Raw genomic sequence first — 13,940 nt, forward strand, 5'->3', positions numbered from 1 at the left:
ACAATTATGATCGTTACCACCGTTAACACCGAGAACGCGCCCGCAGCAATCGGCCCATACTCACAAGCCACCATTTTCAACTCTCAGGCTTTTGTCAGCGGACAGCTTGGCCTATCCCCCGCTACCGGTGAATTCGTGTCTGATAATGTTGAAGAACAGGCACGTCAGGCTCTGGAAAACCTTAAGGCCATCCTTGAAGCATGCGGAAGCGCACTGACTAAAGTTATCAGCGTAGATGTATTCCTCACCGACATGAATGATTTTGCAAAGGTAAATGCTGTTTATTCCGAATTCTTTTCCAGCCACAAGCCCGCACGTGCAGCAGTCGAAGTAAGCGCGCTGCCCAAAGGCGGCCTTGTTGAAATCAAGTGCATCGCTGCGATTTAAAGAGTCGAGGATCTATCCCGCATTTTTAAACGATTTTTACCTCCGGCTGCGCTTTCAGCGGGACCGGCGTTGCTCTCGATATCCATAAGACTCGAACAGGAAGCTCTAGCCTAACAGCTATAGGTAAGAACCCTTTTGAAAAAAGGAGTTCTGGACTCTCCTGAAAACTTTTATTTGGCTTCCCTGCTTTGTTTGGTGAATTTTACAGTTTTTTAAAAAAGGGACCATGAGGTCCCTTTTTTATGTCTACATTTTTGTAATTTGGAGTTTACAATTTCAGCTAAAACGACGCCGAAAAGCTGTCTATTTTCCGACACTCACAAGTTTCTGGTTGTGAACAAAAATACTCACTCATATAAAAGACACAGCATAACAAGCATTTACTCACCTTACTTAAAAATTGGCACGGGAAATGCTTATACATAATCAAGACGGACAACAAGAACAGACTAAACAAAATAAAAATACAGGCGAAAGCCACTAAAATTAAGAGTCGTTCTTCACCCATCTATAGAAAAGTGCTCTGGACTGATAGGCGAGTGCAGGAATCGGTAGAAACGAACAGCTTAGAATAAGATTTATACACAAGCGCTTCTGCCTCCCTCCCGCGATTGATCCGGACATTTTTTTATAACCAAATTTCAACCCTCTGTAAGTGATTGCTCTAACTCCTTTCTCCTGTTATCGATTCCGCCATGACACAGGAAAAATTCACAAATCCTTTCAGCATAGTTCTATTCGAACCAGAAATCCCACCTAACACCGGAAACATTGCCCGTCTCTGTGCCGGCACTGATACCGAGCTGCATTTAATTGAGCCGCTGGGATTTTCCATTTCAGACAAGCATCTCAAGCGCGCCGGGCTGGACTACTGGCCTAAGGTCAAACTTTCAGTTTGGAAAAACTGGCAGGAATACAAGGAAAAGGCCGAACCCAAAAGGCTGGTCACCACCAGTGCCAAGCGCGGAACCCATTTGTTTAAATTTGAATTCCAACCCGGAGACCACCTTGTGCTCGGCCCGGAGACACGTGGACTGCCGGAATGGATGTTCGATGAATTCAAACATGCGGTTAATATTCCCACCACGGATAACGTGCGCAGCCTAAACCTTTCCACCTCTGCGGGAATTATTCTGTATCAGGCACTATCCTGCCTGAATGAGGAAGTTTCTTTTAAATAGGCGGAACGGCTGTACAGTTCCTGCACATCATTTTGCACCTGCACTTTCTTGCATAACACTGCGGCAAGAGTTATGTTCGCTTTTGTTATTTAATCTTCAGCGGAGATCTTATGCGACTTCTCATAACCGGCGGATGCGGTTTTATCGGCACAAATTTCATATACCTCATGAAGGAACGTCACCCGGACTGGAAAATTTTCAACCTTGATAAACTGACCTATGCCGGGAACCGCAAAAACCTGATCCAGCTGGAAGAGCAAGACAATTCCGGCTACACATTCCTGCATGGCGACATCTGCGATAAGGAATTCGTCACTTCTGTGCTGCACGATTACAAGATTGATGCTGTAATCAACTTTGCGGCGGAATCCCATGTAGACCGTTCCATCAATGACCCAGCACCTTTCTTGACCACCAACACCCTCGGCGCGCAGAATATGATGGAATGCGCCAAAAATGCAGGGATTGAGAAATTCGTCCACGTTTCCACCGACGAAGTATACGGAACCCTTAGCCCTGAAGATCCGGCTTTCAGTGAAAAAAATCCGCTGGAACCGAACAGCCCCTACTCCGCTTCCAAAGCGAGCGCGGACCTCATGGCCCGAGCTTACTTTGAAACATACAAATTTCCCGTATCCATCACCCGTTGCTCCAACAACTACGGTCCCTATCAGTTTCCGGAAAAACTGATCCCGCTCATGTTCATCAAAGCATGTGCCGGGGAAAGCCTGCCCATCTACGGCGACGGCTCCAATGTTCGGGACTGGATCTACGTTGACGACCATTGCACCGGAGTGGAGCTGACCCTGCTCAAAGGTAAACCCGGCAAAGCCTACAACTTCGGCGGAGCTGCGGAAAAAACCAACCTTGAACTGGTCAAAGAACTTTTGAATATTTTAGGAAAAGATGAGTCACTCATAACTTATGTCAAAGACAGGCCCGGTCATGACATGCGATATGCCATGGATTACTCACTGGCTGAAAAGGAGCTGGGCTTCAGTCCGGCAGTGACTTTTGACGAAGGAATCCGCAAAACCATTGAATGGTACCAGACCAACGGCGATTGGCTTGAAGAAGTTCGCAGCGGAGCCTACCGCGACTTTATGGACCAATGGTACGGAGAACGAAAATGATTGATTTAGCAGGTAAAAAGGCAGTTATCCTCGGCGGACGCACCGGGCTTCTTGGTCAAACTTTGACCGCAAGACTGGAGCAGCAGGAAATAGTAACGATCCCTCTCTCCCGCTCCGACTTCGATCCTCTAAACGAAGAATCCCTGAACGCTTTGCTGGAAAGGGAAGAACCGGACTTCGTCTTCAACACGGTGGCATACACCATGGTCGATCAGGCCGAAGACGAGGAAAACAACGCCCACCTGCTAAACACCACTCTGCCCGCTACACTGGGCAGACTCTGCAAACAGTGGGGAGCCAAGCTGATCCACTACAGCACAGACTTTGTCTTTGACGGCAAAAAAGACTCCCCCTACACCGAAGACGACCAGACCAATCCTCAATCCGTATACGGAGAAACCAAACTGGCCGGAGAAGAACGGATAAAGGATCTTGATTATCCTGATTTCCTGATCATTCGCACCGCATGGCTGTTCGGTCCTCAAAAAAACAATTTTGTCCATAAAATTGTGAATCTTGCCAAGGAGCGGGACAGTCTGACTGTCGTTCATGACCAAAACGGATCTCCTACTTACACACCTGATCTTGCAGATTACTCTATCGCACTGCTCAAGCATGAAGCCCGTGGAATTTTCAATGTAGTCAACTCCGGCAAGGCAAGCTGGTGCGAACTGGCCACCGAGGCCGTCGACAGCTGCGCTATAAACTGCCGGGTCGACCCTGTGCCCACATCCGCCTATCCTACCAAGGCCAAACGACCGCCCTACTCAGTTCTCGATACCACCAAGTTCAGCGAGGTAACGGGAATAACACCACGCCCTTGGGTGCAGGCGCTGCGGGACTATGTTTATAACGACCTGAAAGACCATCAGGAAGATTAAGCTTCCCGACAAAGGAAAAATGAAAAAAGTATCCCCAGAACTAGTGCGGGATTCTATCCAGTTTGCAATGACCATGTTCTGCATCTGGGTAGGATACCGCTTTTATCTTTTCTACCAATGGATGGTCGGTAACTCCGACATAGCGGTCAGTAAACCCGGGGCAGTGGAGGGCTTCCTGCCTATCAGTGCCCTGCTTTCCCTAAAACAGCTCTTTACGCAGGGAATATTCGATGAAGTTCACCCCGCTGGATTAACCATCTTTATCGCCGTGATGGTCATGAGCCTGATCGTGCGCAAAGGATTCTGCGGCTATCTCTGTCCGGTGGGTTTCATTCACAACCTGCTCAATAAAATTGGACGCAGGATCGGCAAAATAGTTACTGTCAAAGGCAAGATTGAGCTGGGAATGCTCATTCCCAAGTACGTTGCCCTGACCTTTTTCCTGATCACTGTATTCTTCAAAATGAGCGGACGTGAAGTGGATGCTTTCATCCATTCTCCATACAACTTCACAGCTGAAGCACGTATGATGCAATTTTTCACTGATATGAGCAGCACAGCCGCTATTGTAGTCGGCGCTATACTCATACTCGGAATATTCATTCCTTACTTCTGGTGCCGCTTCCTATGCCCGTATGGAGCGTTACTGGGAATAATCGCGAAAGCTTCCCCGGTTGCCATCAAGCGTGACGAAGATAAATGCATCGCCTGCGGAAAATGCAACAAGGCATGCCCCGGAGGCATTGAAGTCGACATCAAGCAGACCATCAATTCCGCTGAATGCGTGGGCTGTACGCAGTGCATCAACGCCTGTCCGGTGGACGGCTGCCTGAGTGTGACCGACCGCCTGAGCCGCATCAAGCTGCCGTGGTACGTGATCGCAGCAGGCTCTCTGCTGATCCTGCTGGTCTACTATGCAGCAGCAAAATTCACCAACCACTGGGATTCACCTTACCCTCTGGAAATGTTGCGCAAATACTATATGATGATGTAAATTTCATCGAGTCCATACATAATAAAAGAGAGGCACGGAGTCAGAATGATTCCGTGCCTCTTTCTATTTTTCAGGGAGAGCTTATATTATTACTAGATATTAATTCCACTCCAGAATGGAGGTTTATATGTCAGTAAAAACTATCTTGTGGCCGACCGATCTATCGCGCTATTCGCGAGACTCAATAGATGAAGTGGTTTCCCTGTCTACCCTCTACAATGCCAAGGTTGTAGTGCTCTACTCCACCATCGATCTCTGCTCCTACTTCCCTGCATATGGCAATTACCCGAATAAGGACAGACTCAATGACTTTCGTGATTGGGAAGTCGAAAAAGCCAGAAAAGCCCTCAACAAACTATGCGAGGAAGAGCTACGCATTTGTCCGCTTATCGAAATCAGGCTGACAATGGGCGATCCGGTTACGAATATCCTTGAACACGCTGAAAAGGAAAATGTAGATCTGATCGTCATTTCCAGTCACGGTCTGGGTCGGGAAAAGAAGAATTCCCCCCCTGATCTCATAGGAAGCGTAACCGATCAAGTCATCAAGCAGTCCCCTGTATCCGTGCACGTAGTTAAAAACAGATAAAAATTAAGCCCGGTCGAGAATTTCTCAACCGGGCTTAACTCATTTTATTTTAAGCGACTTTAGACTTTAGCAGCCTGAAGTTCTTCGACAGTGTATTCCCATACGGTGTCGTGAGGCTCAAGTTTTTCTTCGCTAAAGAAACGGGGCAGCTGGTCGTCACTCTTGGTGAAACCTGCTTTGCGGTTGAACTCAAGCTCATCCTTCAGGGTGTTTACGCCGAGAGCGATAAAGTCATCAGCGGTGAACTCAATGCCGTGTGTTGCAGCAACGAGGTCGCACATGCACTGAACTGCATCTTCGGTATCCAGAACTGCGAAAGCTACGAACAGGCAGAGGCCAAGGCCGTCGATGGTTGCAGTAGCAATCTGGAGGTTCTTGGAAAGTTCAATCTGACCTTCCTTGGAAAGGGGATCAACGTCACCACCGACTTTCAGGATGTTGGTAGCAACAGCGTAACCTGCAGTGTGGTCACCGCCCATGGGAGTGGTTGCGTAGGTAACGCCAACGCCCTTTACGGAACGGGGATCGTATGCGGGCAGACCCTGACCTTTAACGGTGGGGATACGGTCTACACCGAAAGCCTGACCTGCGAAGTCTGCACCGTTACCGATGATGCGGCCCATTGCATCGGCAGAACCGATTTTTTTGAGCAGATCGATACCTGCTTTACTGTCACCCCATTCGAGGATGCCGCCGTCCATAGCAACAGCCATGGTACAACCCATTTCGATGGTGTCGATACCTTTTTCATCACAAATACGGTCCATGGTGGCGATATCGTCGATGTCATTGATCAGGCAGTTTGCACCGAAGCCCCAAACGGTTTCGTACTCAAAGCCGGAAGTCAGGTAGTTGCCGTCTTTGTCATTGTAACGCTGGGAGCACTGAATAACACAACCGGTGTGACAACCTTCTTTAGTTTTACCACCGCGGGATTCGATTACTTCAGCAATCTTTTCACCGGAGATATCCGCAACATCGTCGAAACGGCCGTAACGGAAGTTCTTGGTGGGCAGTGCGCCTGCTTCGTTAATGATGTTAACGAGGATAGCGGTACCGAATGCGGGCAGACCTTCGCTGGTTACGGGGTGGCCCATGAGGATTTCAAGCCAACGCTTACGGGCAACTTTGAATGCCTCTTCGTTGACGGGCTTGACACGGCCCTTTGCATTAGGATCAAGAACAACGGCCTTGATTTTTTTTGAACCCATAACTGCACCCATACCACCACGTCCTGCGGAACGTGCGGGATGCAAATGCGGATCGGAAAACTGAATGGTTGAAGCAGCGAGGCACTGTTCGCCGGCAGGTCCTGCCAGAGCGGTTACAGCTTTGTCGCCATAAATTTTCTTAAGCTCTTCGTGTGCAGGATAGTTATCCTTACCTACGATAGGGGTAGCGTCTTTGAATTCAACGCGATCAGCATAAATTTCAACAATAGAGAAAGGAGCGTCCATTTCAGGCTTATCTTCAAAAATGATAGCCTGAATATCGAGACGGGGCAGAACCTGTGCAAACTGTCCGCCGGAGTTACTTTCTTTGATACCGCCAGTCAGGGGAGACTTAGCACCACAGGAAAGTCTGCCGGAGTTTGCAGCACCGGAGCCAGCGAGGATACCGGCAGCCCAAACGAGCTTGTTTTCAGCGGAAAGAGGATGACAATCGCCGGGAACTTCGTTGTTCACTACTCTGGAAGTTAAGGCGCGTCCGCCAAGGCCAGCCAGATCTCCGAGTTCTTCAAATTTGAATTCTTTGGTACGGGTATTAATTCTAAGGATTCTGGGCATAACAACCCCCTATAAAATTTAAAAATTAGTAAAACCAACCTTCGTTCTTAAATAAAGCACTTCCGTTAATAAGTGGAGTAATTATATACCTGCAGTCAGCATTGTCAAAGAATTTAAATTATATCGGCCAAAGCACATAACTTTTAATTATATCTTTTTTGACATATTTACGTTTTTTGTTGCAAAATGACACCCTCGACAACGAATAGTGCATAAAATGACACACACAATTCCATACATACAACAGTAAAAAAGCCTCATAGCAATAATTATACAGTATATTAACCAATCTTAAAAAAAAGTTGCAGCCTATAATCACGCATTGACGCCATCCATATTTTCAGAATATTTTTTGAACTAATATGAATATCACTCTAACCCCGGAAGGTAGTCAGATGGATATCGAATCGAGAATTCAAGCTGCGATTGATGAACCTGAAAAGCTTGAGCAACTTTACAGAAATGATCCCAAATCGTTTCGTAGAGCATACCGGGGTGCTTTTGCGTCAGCACAGAACAGCCTGCTCTTCAGGGCATGGCAGGCAAGAATGGAGTTTTCTTCAGCCAAAGCCGAAATATTATCCAAGCGCGACCTGCTAATTATGCTGCTCCTGTGTTTTTGCTCAGGGACACTGCTGAAATTGCCGGACTGGTATGACTATGGAAAATTCGAAACCTTCGCATGGATGGTCTCACTGGTCCCATTGACTGCCATGTTTTTATTCACCATGCACATGCGCGGCTGGCCCCGCAAAACAACCTACTACGGAATCGGCTGCTGCATAATTCTGGCAGTTGCCATGCAGCTTACCCCTAATAAATGGAAAGACGTGCATGCTCTCGCTATCCTTAATTTACCGCTATTTATCTGGTCTCTATATGGATTCAGCCGTACAGGCTTCGAAACGGATTACAAACACAAGCGCATAGATTTTCTGCGTTTCAGCGGAGAGATGGCAATTCATGGTGGACTTATTTTCCTCGGAGGAGGGGTACTTCTTCTACTCACATACGGTTTGTTCGACCTGCTGAACATACGCAATGACTGGATCATTGAGGATTTAGCAATATATGGACTGGCATCAATTCCGCTAGTTGCGGCATGGGCTACGGACACATATTCTGCCGCCCGAAAGCTGGTTCCGCTGCTAGCCCGGATATTCTCCCCTCTGCTTCTGGTGCTCATTCTCTGTTACATGGGAGCTATGGCTTTAAATATGGAAGAACTCTTTAACGACCGCTCTACCCTGCTGACTTACAACATCCTGCTGCTCTGTGTACTTTGTACCGCAGTCTTCAGTATTACCGGCCGAGGTGAGCGCATTCCGGACAAAATGGAAACAAGCATCATCAGTACCATGATTGCAGCTACTGTTCTGCTGGATCTTATCGGGATCTGGGCCATCTGCTGGCGCGTATTTGAATATGGAATGACTGCGAACCGTTTAAGTGTACTCGGTTCAAATCTGGTAGTATTCGGTAATCTTGCTTTTATGGGCGTGGGCTACATTCGCAACCATTTCAGTGCCGGTTCTCTGGAAGACATCGAGGACGGCCTTGCCCGGTATCTACCCGCTTATGCAATCTGGTCCGGTTTATCCGTTTTAATCCTGCCTTGGATTTTCAGATACTAACAAGATAAGGGCCCGCACACAGCGGCCCCTTATTTTATGCATGAACGTAATTTGCAAGGATGATCGCCACCCCACAGATAAAACTGGCGATAATTGCCGGACGTCCGCCAAAGACTCTGAACTTCTGGTTCAAACCCGCCGCACGCATTTTCCAGATCATAATGCAGGGCAACAGAACCGCAATGACAGTAAAGGCTGCACCAGCATGCGCAAGAGCAGCAATGAATCCATCCGGTGCCAGCAAAGAAGCGATGAGGGGCGGGACAAAAACAATTAACCCGGAACCGATGCGGCCCATACCGTCATCACTACGCTTGAAAGTCTCGGCCACCAGATCAAACAAACTTAAGGAGACACCGAAGAATGAAGTGACAAGGGCAAGGGCTGCAAACACAGAAACAACGGTTTTAACCCAGACTGCTCCCCCGCTGATCATATCCACAAGGGCATCTACATTATTCATGGATGCCAGCTGCTCAGGGGTTGTGCTGCCTTCAGCCAAAAACAACCAGATCAGATAACAGAAACTCGGCAGCGCACCGCCGATGAACAAAATACGGACAAGGATTTTCTTATCTTCCCCAATATAGTTTACAATACTCGGTATGCAGACATGGTAGCCGAATGACGTTATTAAAACAGGTAAGGTCACAAAAAGAGCCTCTGGAGCGGGGTTGCCCTGCGTCAAATTACTAAAATCCAACTGCCCTCCGAGGGCCGCAAAACTGACCAACATAGCTGCCAGCATCAAAATGAACAGAGTCTTATTTGCCTGCACCACAATATGGGTTCCGGCAACAAGCACAGCAAGGCTGAATGCGGTGAAAACTCCCGATCCTATCCTCGGATCAATCCCGGTAGCATTTGAAACAAGTCCCCCGATTCCACTCAGGTAGGCCACAATCAGGCAATACAACAAAAAGAATACACACCCGGTTCCGACAAGCTGTCCACTACGCCCGAGAATTTTGCGGGTCATGTAGTTGAAGTTGACGCCCTGTCCGAACTCAAGATTGATTTCCAGAAGCATCAATGCCGAATACGCAGCCACGATCCACATGAAAATGAGCGCACATGCCCCGGTCACAAATCCCAGATTTCCAAGAGTCATAGGCAGGCCGAGCATGCCTGCACCAATAGAAGTACCGGCAACCACACTGATTGCGCCGATCATCTTAGTATTCAAAACAATCTCCTTAAATATGAAATGCTAATTTCATCTTTTTCGGAGAAATCTACTCTTCTCGTAATTATTTGCAATAATTTTAAGACTATCAAAACTTAAGACAAAATTATTCACCTTTCACCAACACAAAAACACATAGCCAAAATAAAAGCGGGAACAGCCTGAGCTGTTCCCGCTTGAATAAGCTTCGAAAGGATTCTGAAACTATACTGCTTCAGCTTCCTCTGCGTCGTCGCTGTCTTCTTCGATGATGCCGGTGCCGAATCCGAGAAGGATGGGGCTAGCTACGAAGATGGAGGAATAGGTACCAACACCTACACCGATAAGCAGTGCGAGAGCGAAATCATGAATTACGCCGCCGCCCAGTGCGAACAGAGCCGCAACAACCAGCAGGGTGGTGCCGGAAGTGAGGATGGTTCTGCTAAGGGTCTGGTTGATACTGATGTTGATGGTTTCTGCCAGAGAATCACTAATCTTGCCGAGCAGGTTCTCACGGATACGGTCAAAAACGATAATGGTATCGTTCAGGGAGTAACCGATAATGGTCAGAAGTGCTGCAATGATAGTCAGGTCAAACTCTTTGCCCAGCAAAGAGAAGATACCGACAGTAATCATAATATCATGGATAAGGGCCACGATAGCACCAAGCGCATAGTTCAACTTCAGATACCAGCAGAGTCCAACGGTAATCAGCAGCGCACCAAAGATCAGCACGGTGGTAGACATACCCAACATCTGCAAAGCAGTGATACCGGCGAAGAGACCACCGGCCATGATTGCCGCAGCAAACCAACGCTTTTCAAAACGACCGGAGATATAAATAGCGATCAGCAACACCGCATAGAACAGTGCCTCAAGGGCTTTGGTTCTAAGGTCGGCACCTACTTTGGGACCAACCATTTCCAGACGCTGAATCTCAAATCCGGTTCCATTCATACCGGACTCAAGGCCGGCAGAGATATTATCACGAACTTCAGAAGAGCTGATGTCAGAAGATGAAGTCCTGAGCAGGATTTCATTATCATCATCATGGCCGAAACTCTGAACAACCAGTCCGGGAAGCTTGGCTTCCTTGAGGGCGCTCTTAACTGCCTTAACTTCTACTTTTTTTTCAAACTTAACCTGAACCACGATACCGCCGGCGAAATCAATGCCGTACTTGGGTCCGCCGTTCATAACCAATGAACCGAGGCCAAGCAGGATCAGCAAAGCAGAAACGATGAATGCTTTGGTCTTTGATCCGATAAAATCGATCTTGGTATCGGGTTTAATTATCTGCAATCCCATTTATTCACTCTCCTTAGATGTTCAGCGGCGCGTCTGCGGCACGCTTGGAGGTGTAAAGATCAAACAAGATGCGGGTTACGAAAATAGCGGTGAACATGGAGGTAATAATACCCAGAGTAAGTGTTACCGCGAAACCGCGCACCGGCCCGGTACCGAACTGGTAAAGAATAACCGCTGCAATCACAGTGGTGATGTTCGCGTCCAGAATGGTCAGGGTCGCCCTGCTGTAGCCTTCGACAATAGCGGCTTTGGCAGTCAGTCCCCTTCTTAATTCTTCACGTATGCGTTCGAAGATGATGACGTTCGCATCAACAGCCATACCGATGGTCAGGATGATACCGGCAATACCTGGCAGGGTCAGTGTGGCGCCGAAAGCAGCCAGACCTGCAAGGATCAGTACCACGTTAAGAACCAGTACAACGTCAGCTACAAATCCGGCAAAACCGTAGTAGATGAACATAAAGATAAGAACCAACACACTACCTACGATAGCTGCGGAGATACCTTTATCGATAGATTCCTGTCCCAGGGAAGGACCAACTGTTCTCTGCTCAAGGATTTTAACCGGAGCAGGCAGAGAACCGGCACGTAGAACAATTGCGAGGTCATGAGCTTCTTCAGTCGAGAAGCTGCCGGAGATAGATGCGCGTCCGCCGGGGATTTTATCCTGAATGGTAGGCGCGGAATATACTTTGCCGTCCAGAACGATCGCCATCTGCTTTTTAATGTTTTCACCGGTAACGCGTTCAAAAATCCTTGCGCCCCTGCTGTTGAAATTCAAGGTTACATAAGGCTGGTTGAACTGGTCGAAACGGGTCTGGGCATCAGTGATGTATTCACCGGTCAGCATAGCGTCTTTCTTGAGAACGATGGGCTTTTCAACATAGGAACCGTCAGGAAGTCTATGCCTGATGACAGTAACTTCGCGGCCCGGGGGAATAATGCCCTGAACTGCTTTCTGGAGATCAGCGGTATCATCAACCAGCTTGAACTCAAGATGGGCAGTTTTACCGATAATCTTGATTGCCCTTTCGGGATCCTGCATGCCGGGAAGCTGCACCTGAATGCGGTTACCCTGCTGTTTGCGGATATCCGGCTCGGCAACACCGAACTGGTCAATACGGTTACGGATAGTTTTAATAGCCTGATCCATGGTGAGTTTGGTCAGGTACTTTTTGTATTCCGGAGTGGGAGCAAAAACGTAAGTGACTTTACCGTCAGGCTTCACTGCGGTGCTCAGGATGGTCAGGTTGCCAAAAGTGTCTTTGACAATCTTTTCCAGCTTTTCCTTCTGGGCTTCTTTAAGAAGAATTGCTTCCACTCTCTCGCCCTTGAGCACTTTAGGCTTCAATACAATTACGCCTTCCTCGCGGGCTACGGCCTTAAGGTCGTCTGCCATGCGGGCAAGGTTGTTATCCATGGCTTTATCCATATCAACACCGAGTGTGAGGTGGATTCCGCCCTTAAGGTCAAGTCCCAAACTGATTTTGTCATCAGGCAGGAAGCGAGCCATTCCCGAATTCTGAACCGCAGGCAGTGAAGGAAGGAGGTAAGCAACTCCAAGCACAACTACAAGCAGGGTCAGGACTATTTTCCAACGAAGACTCCCGTTCATCTCCTCTCCCTTTATAAATTCAAATAGGATAGGTTACAAAAACACTAAAAAGGCAAGCACTCCCGGGACCCCCGAAAAGAAACTTGCCTTGATAGGCTTAGCTACACAAAAAAGATTTATTTATCTTTCTTTTCTTCTTTTTTCGCAGGGTTTGCGAGGTTAGAAACAAAAGATCTTTCAACCTTGACCTGCAGACCTTCTGCCAGTTCAACGGTCAGTTCATCGCCGTCAACAGCAGTTACACGGCCGTAGATGCCGCCTGCTGTGAGAACACGGTCGCCTCTCTGGATTGCATCCAGCATTGCTTTGTGCTCTTTGGCTTTTTTCTGCTGCGGTCTGATGAGCAGAAAATAGAAAATTGCAAACATGAGGATGAGAGGGAGAAAAGAACCAAGTGCACCCATAGGCCCGCCCTGAGCCTGCTGTCCGGCTGCACCCATCGCGTGTGCGACATCTGCAAAAAACATTACGTCCTCCTGAAAAGACTGTGTACGAATAAAACAATCCGCCTATTACACGGGAACATACATATTCCCGTACGGGCGGTGTGAGCGGGGCAGAAGCTTCATAAAATCAGAAGCCAGAATAGCGTCCGCATCAACACCGATTTCCTCTGAATAATCCCGGACGATCTCGGCTATTGCCTCAAGATCGCCCTTGTCTGCGGGTTCAACCTTTATTTCATGGCCGACCAGCCCTTCGGGAACCTCTCCACGCACGTAGATCACTCCGCCGTGCATTCCTGTCCCGAGCGACATCCCCGCTATGGGAGCATCTGGTTTACCAGAAAACATGCCAAGAAGTAAAATCACTCCTCCGGCCATATATTCGCCCAGAAAATCACCGGCTTTACCACCGATGACAATCACAGGCTGCTGATCCATATAAGACTTCATATGGATTCCTACCCGATACCCGACATCGCCCTGAACGTAAATAGTCCCGCCGCGCATTGCGTAACCCAGAACATCCCCGGCAATTCCCTTGATGACGATATTTCCGTCATCCATGGTGTTTCCGGTTCCGTCCTGCACATTGCCGTTCACTACTATTTTCGGCCCCTTCATAAAAGAAGCCAAGTCCTGACCGGGCGTGCCGTTGACAGTGAAAGTCAATTCACCCTTAAGTGCTGTTGCTATGTACCTTTGTCCGACAACATTGTCGAGAACGAATTCGCATACACCGTTGCGGACATTCTCCCGCACTATCGCATTAAGAGTGCGGTAATCCATATCAGTAGCATCTATTGTAAATGATCCGGTCATA

General features: G+C 48.1%; 13 protein-coding genes. 7 read left to right on the forward strand and 6 right to left on the reverse strand.

Annotated features, from left to right (window positions below; genetic code table 11):
• The first annotated feature begins 6 nt into the window (after positions 1–6).
• The 6 genes from ACNI29_RS19245 (at position 7) to ACNI29_RS19270 (ending at position 5,165) form a co-directional block, all read left to right on the forward strand.
• A complete protein-coding gene (locus ACNI29_RS19245) occupies positions 7–387 on the forward strand; it encodes a RidA family protein (protein WP_419779985.1) in 381 nt (126 codons plus the stop codon).
• Between the two features lie 695 nt (positions 388–1,082).
• Complete coding sequence (locus ACNI29_RS19250) at positions 1,083–1,568, forward strand: tRNA (cytidine(34)-2'-O)-methyltransferase (protein ID WP_419779986.1); 486 nt, start codon at positions 1,083–1,085, stop codon at positions 1,566–1,568.
• A 110-nt stretch (positions 1,569–1,678) separates the two neighbouring features.
• Entirely contained in the window at positions 1,679–2,701 is a 1,023-nt protein-coding gene (gene rfbB / locus ACNI29_RS19255) for a dTDP-glucose 4,6-dehydratase (protein WP_419779987.1), read from the forward strand.
• Positions 2,698–3,582: a dTDP-4-dehydrorhamnose reductase gene (rfbD, locus tag ACNI29_RS19260; RefSeq protein ID WP_419779988.1), complete on the forward strand. Its 885-nt coding sequence runs from the start codon at positions 2,698–2,700 to the stop codon at positions 3,580–3,582. The genes rfbB and rfbD overlap by 4 nt, the downstream gene beginning before the upstream one ends.
• A gap of 19 nt (positions 3,583–3,601) precedes the next feature.
• A complete protein-coding gene (locus ACNI29_RS19265) occupies positions 3,602–4,576 on the forward strand; it encodes a 4Fe-4S binding protein (RefSeq protein ID WP_419779989.1) in 975 nt (324 codons plus the stop codon).
• A 127-nt stretch (positions 4,577–4,703) separates the two neighbouring features.
• The gene (locus tag ACNI29_RS19270) at positions 4,704–5,165 is read left to right on the forward strand and encodes a universal stress protein (protein ID WP_419779990.1); all 462 of its coding nucleotides are present in this window, start codon (positions 4,704–4,706) and stop codon (positions 5,163–5,165) included.
• A 59-nt stretch (positions 5,166–5,224) separates the two neighbouring features.
• Here the strand turns inward: ACNI29_RS19270 and ACNI29_RS19275 are convergent, their stop codons facing one another.
• On the reverse strand, positions 5,225–6,952 hold the full coding sequence (locus ACNI29_RS19275) for an aldehyde ferredoxin oxidoreductase family protein (RefSeq protein WP_419779991.1): 1,728 nt from the start codon (positions 6,950–6,952) through the stop codon (positions 5,225–5,227).
• Positions 6,953–7,314: 362 nt separating this feature from the next.
• Here ACNI29_RS19275 and ACNI29_RS19280 point away from each other — a divergent pair, with 362 nt between their 5' ends.
• A complete protein-coding gene (locus ACNI29_RS19280) occupies positions 7,315–8,586 on the forward strand; it encodes a hypothetical protein (RefSeq protein ID WP_419779992.1) in 1,272 nt (423 codons plus the stop codon).
• A 34-nt stretch (positions 8,587–8,620) separates the two neighbouring features.
• Here ACNI29_RS19280 and ACNI29_RS19285 read toward each other — a convergent pair whose 3' ends face one another.
• The 5 genes from ACNI29_RS19285 to ACNI29_RS19305 all read right to left on the reverse strand — a co-directional run bounded on the left by ACNI29_RS19285 (position 8,621) and on the right by ACNI29_RS19305 (position 13,939).
• Positions 8,621–9,772: an amino acid permease gene (locus ACNI29_RS19285; protein WP_419779993.1), complete on the reverse strand. Its 1,152-nt coding sequence runs from the start codon at positions 9,770–9,772 to the stop codon at positions 8,621–8,623.
• A 204-nt stretch (positions 9,773–9,976) separates the two neighbouring features.
• Positions 9,977–11,059 (reverse strand): protein translocase subunit SecF, encoded by a 1,083-nt coding sequence (gene secF, locus ACNI29_RS19290; RefSeq protein WP_419779994.1) that lies wholly within the window; start codon positions 11,057–11,059, stop codon positions 9,977–9,979.
• 13 nt (positions 11,060–11,072) lie between these two features.
• The gene (gene secD / locus ACNI29_RS19295; protein ID WP_419779995.1) at positions 11,073–12,674 is read right to left on the reverse strand and encodes a protein translocase subunit SecD; all 1,602 of its coding nucleotides are present in this window, start codon (positions 12,672–12,674) and stop codon (positions 11,073–11,075) included.
• Positions 12,675–12,790: 116 nt separating this feature from the next.
• On the reverse strand, positions 12,791–13,141 hold the full coding sequence (gene yajC / locus ACNI29_RS19300) for a preprotein translocase subunit YajC (RefSeq protein ID WP_419779996.1): 351 nt from the start codon (positions 13,139–13,141) through the stop codon (positions 12,791–12,793).
• 45 nt (positions 13,142–13,186) lie between these two features.
• The gene (locus tag ACNI29_RS19305; RefSeq protein ID WP_419779997.1) at positions 13,187–13,939 is read right to left on the reverse strand and encodes a GltB/FmdC/FwdC-like GXGXG domain-containing protein; all 753 of its coding nucleotides are present in this window, start codon (positions 13,937–13,939) and stop codon (positions 13,187–13,189) included.
• Between the last annotated feature and the right edge of the window lies 1 nt (position 13,940).

Source organism: Maridesulfovibrio spiralis (SeqCode) (assembly GCF_048571135.1).
Lineage (GTDB): Bacteria > Desulfobacterota > Desulfovibrionia > Desulfovibrionales > Desulfovibrionaceae > Maridesulfovibrio > Maridesulfovibrio spiralis.

Excerpts from the sequence above, each read along its gene's own strand:
- ACNI29_RS19245 (WP_419779985.1), top strand. The coding sequence starts at position 7 with ATGATCGTTACCACCGTTAACACCGAGAACGCGCCCGCAGCAATCGGC.
- ACNI29_RS19250 (WP_419779986.1), top strand. The coding sequence starts at position 1,083 with ATGACACAGGAAAAATTCACAAATCCTTTCAGCATAGTTCTATTCGAA.
- rfbB (WP_419779987.1), top strand. The coding sequence starts at position 1,679 with ATGCGACTTCTCATAACCGGCGGATGCGGTTTTATCGGCACAAATTTC.
- rfbD (WP_419779988.1), top strand. The coding sequence starts at position 2,698 with ATGATTGATTTAGCAGGTAAAAAGGCAGTTATCCTCGGCGGACGCACC.
- ACNI29_RS19265 (WP_419779989.1), top strand. The coding sequence starts at position 3,602 with ATGAAAAAAGTATCCCCAGAACTAGTGCGGGATTCTATCCAGTTTGCA.
- ACNI29_RS19270 (WP_419779990.1), top strand. The coding sequence starts at position 4,704 with ATGTCAGTAAAAACTATCTTGTGGCCGACCGATCTATCGCGCTATTCG.
- ACNI29_RS19275 (WP_419779991.1), bottom strand. The coding sequence starts at position 6,952 with ATGCCCAGAATCCTTAGAATTAATACCCGTACCAAAGAATTCAAATTT.
- ACNI29_RS19280 (WP_419779992.1), top strand. The coding sequence starts at position 7,315 with ATGAATATCACTCTAACCCCGGAAGGTAGTCAGATGGATATCGAATCG.
- secF (WP_419779994.1), bottom strand. The coding sequence starts at position 11,059 with ATGGGATTGCAGATAATTAAACCCGATACCAAGATCGATTTTATCGGA.
- secD (WP_419779995.1), bottom strand. The coding sequence starts at position 12,674 with ATGAACGGGAGTCTTCGTTGGAAAATAGTCCTGACCCTGCTTGTAGTT.
- yajC (WP_419779996.1), bottom strand. The coding sequence starts at position 13,141 with ATGTTTTTTGCAGATGTCGCACACGCGATGGGTGCAGCCGGACAGCAG.
- ACNI29_RS19305 (WP_419779997.1), bottom strand. The coding sequence starts at position 13,939 with ATGACCGGATCATTTACAATAGATGCTACTGATATGGATTACCGCACT.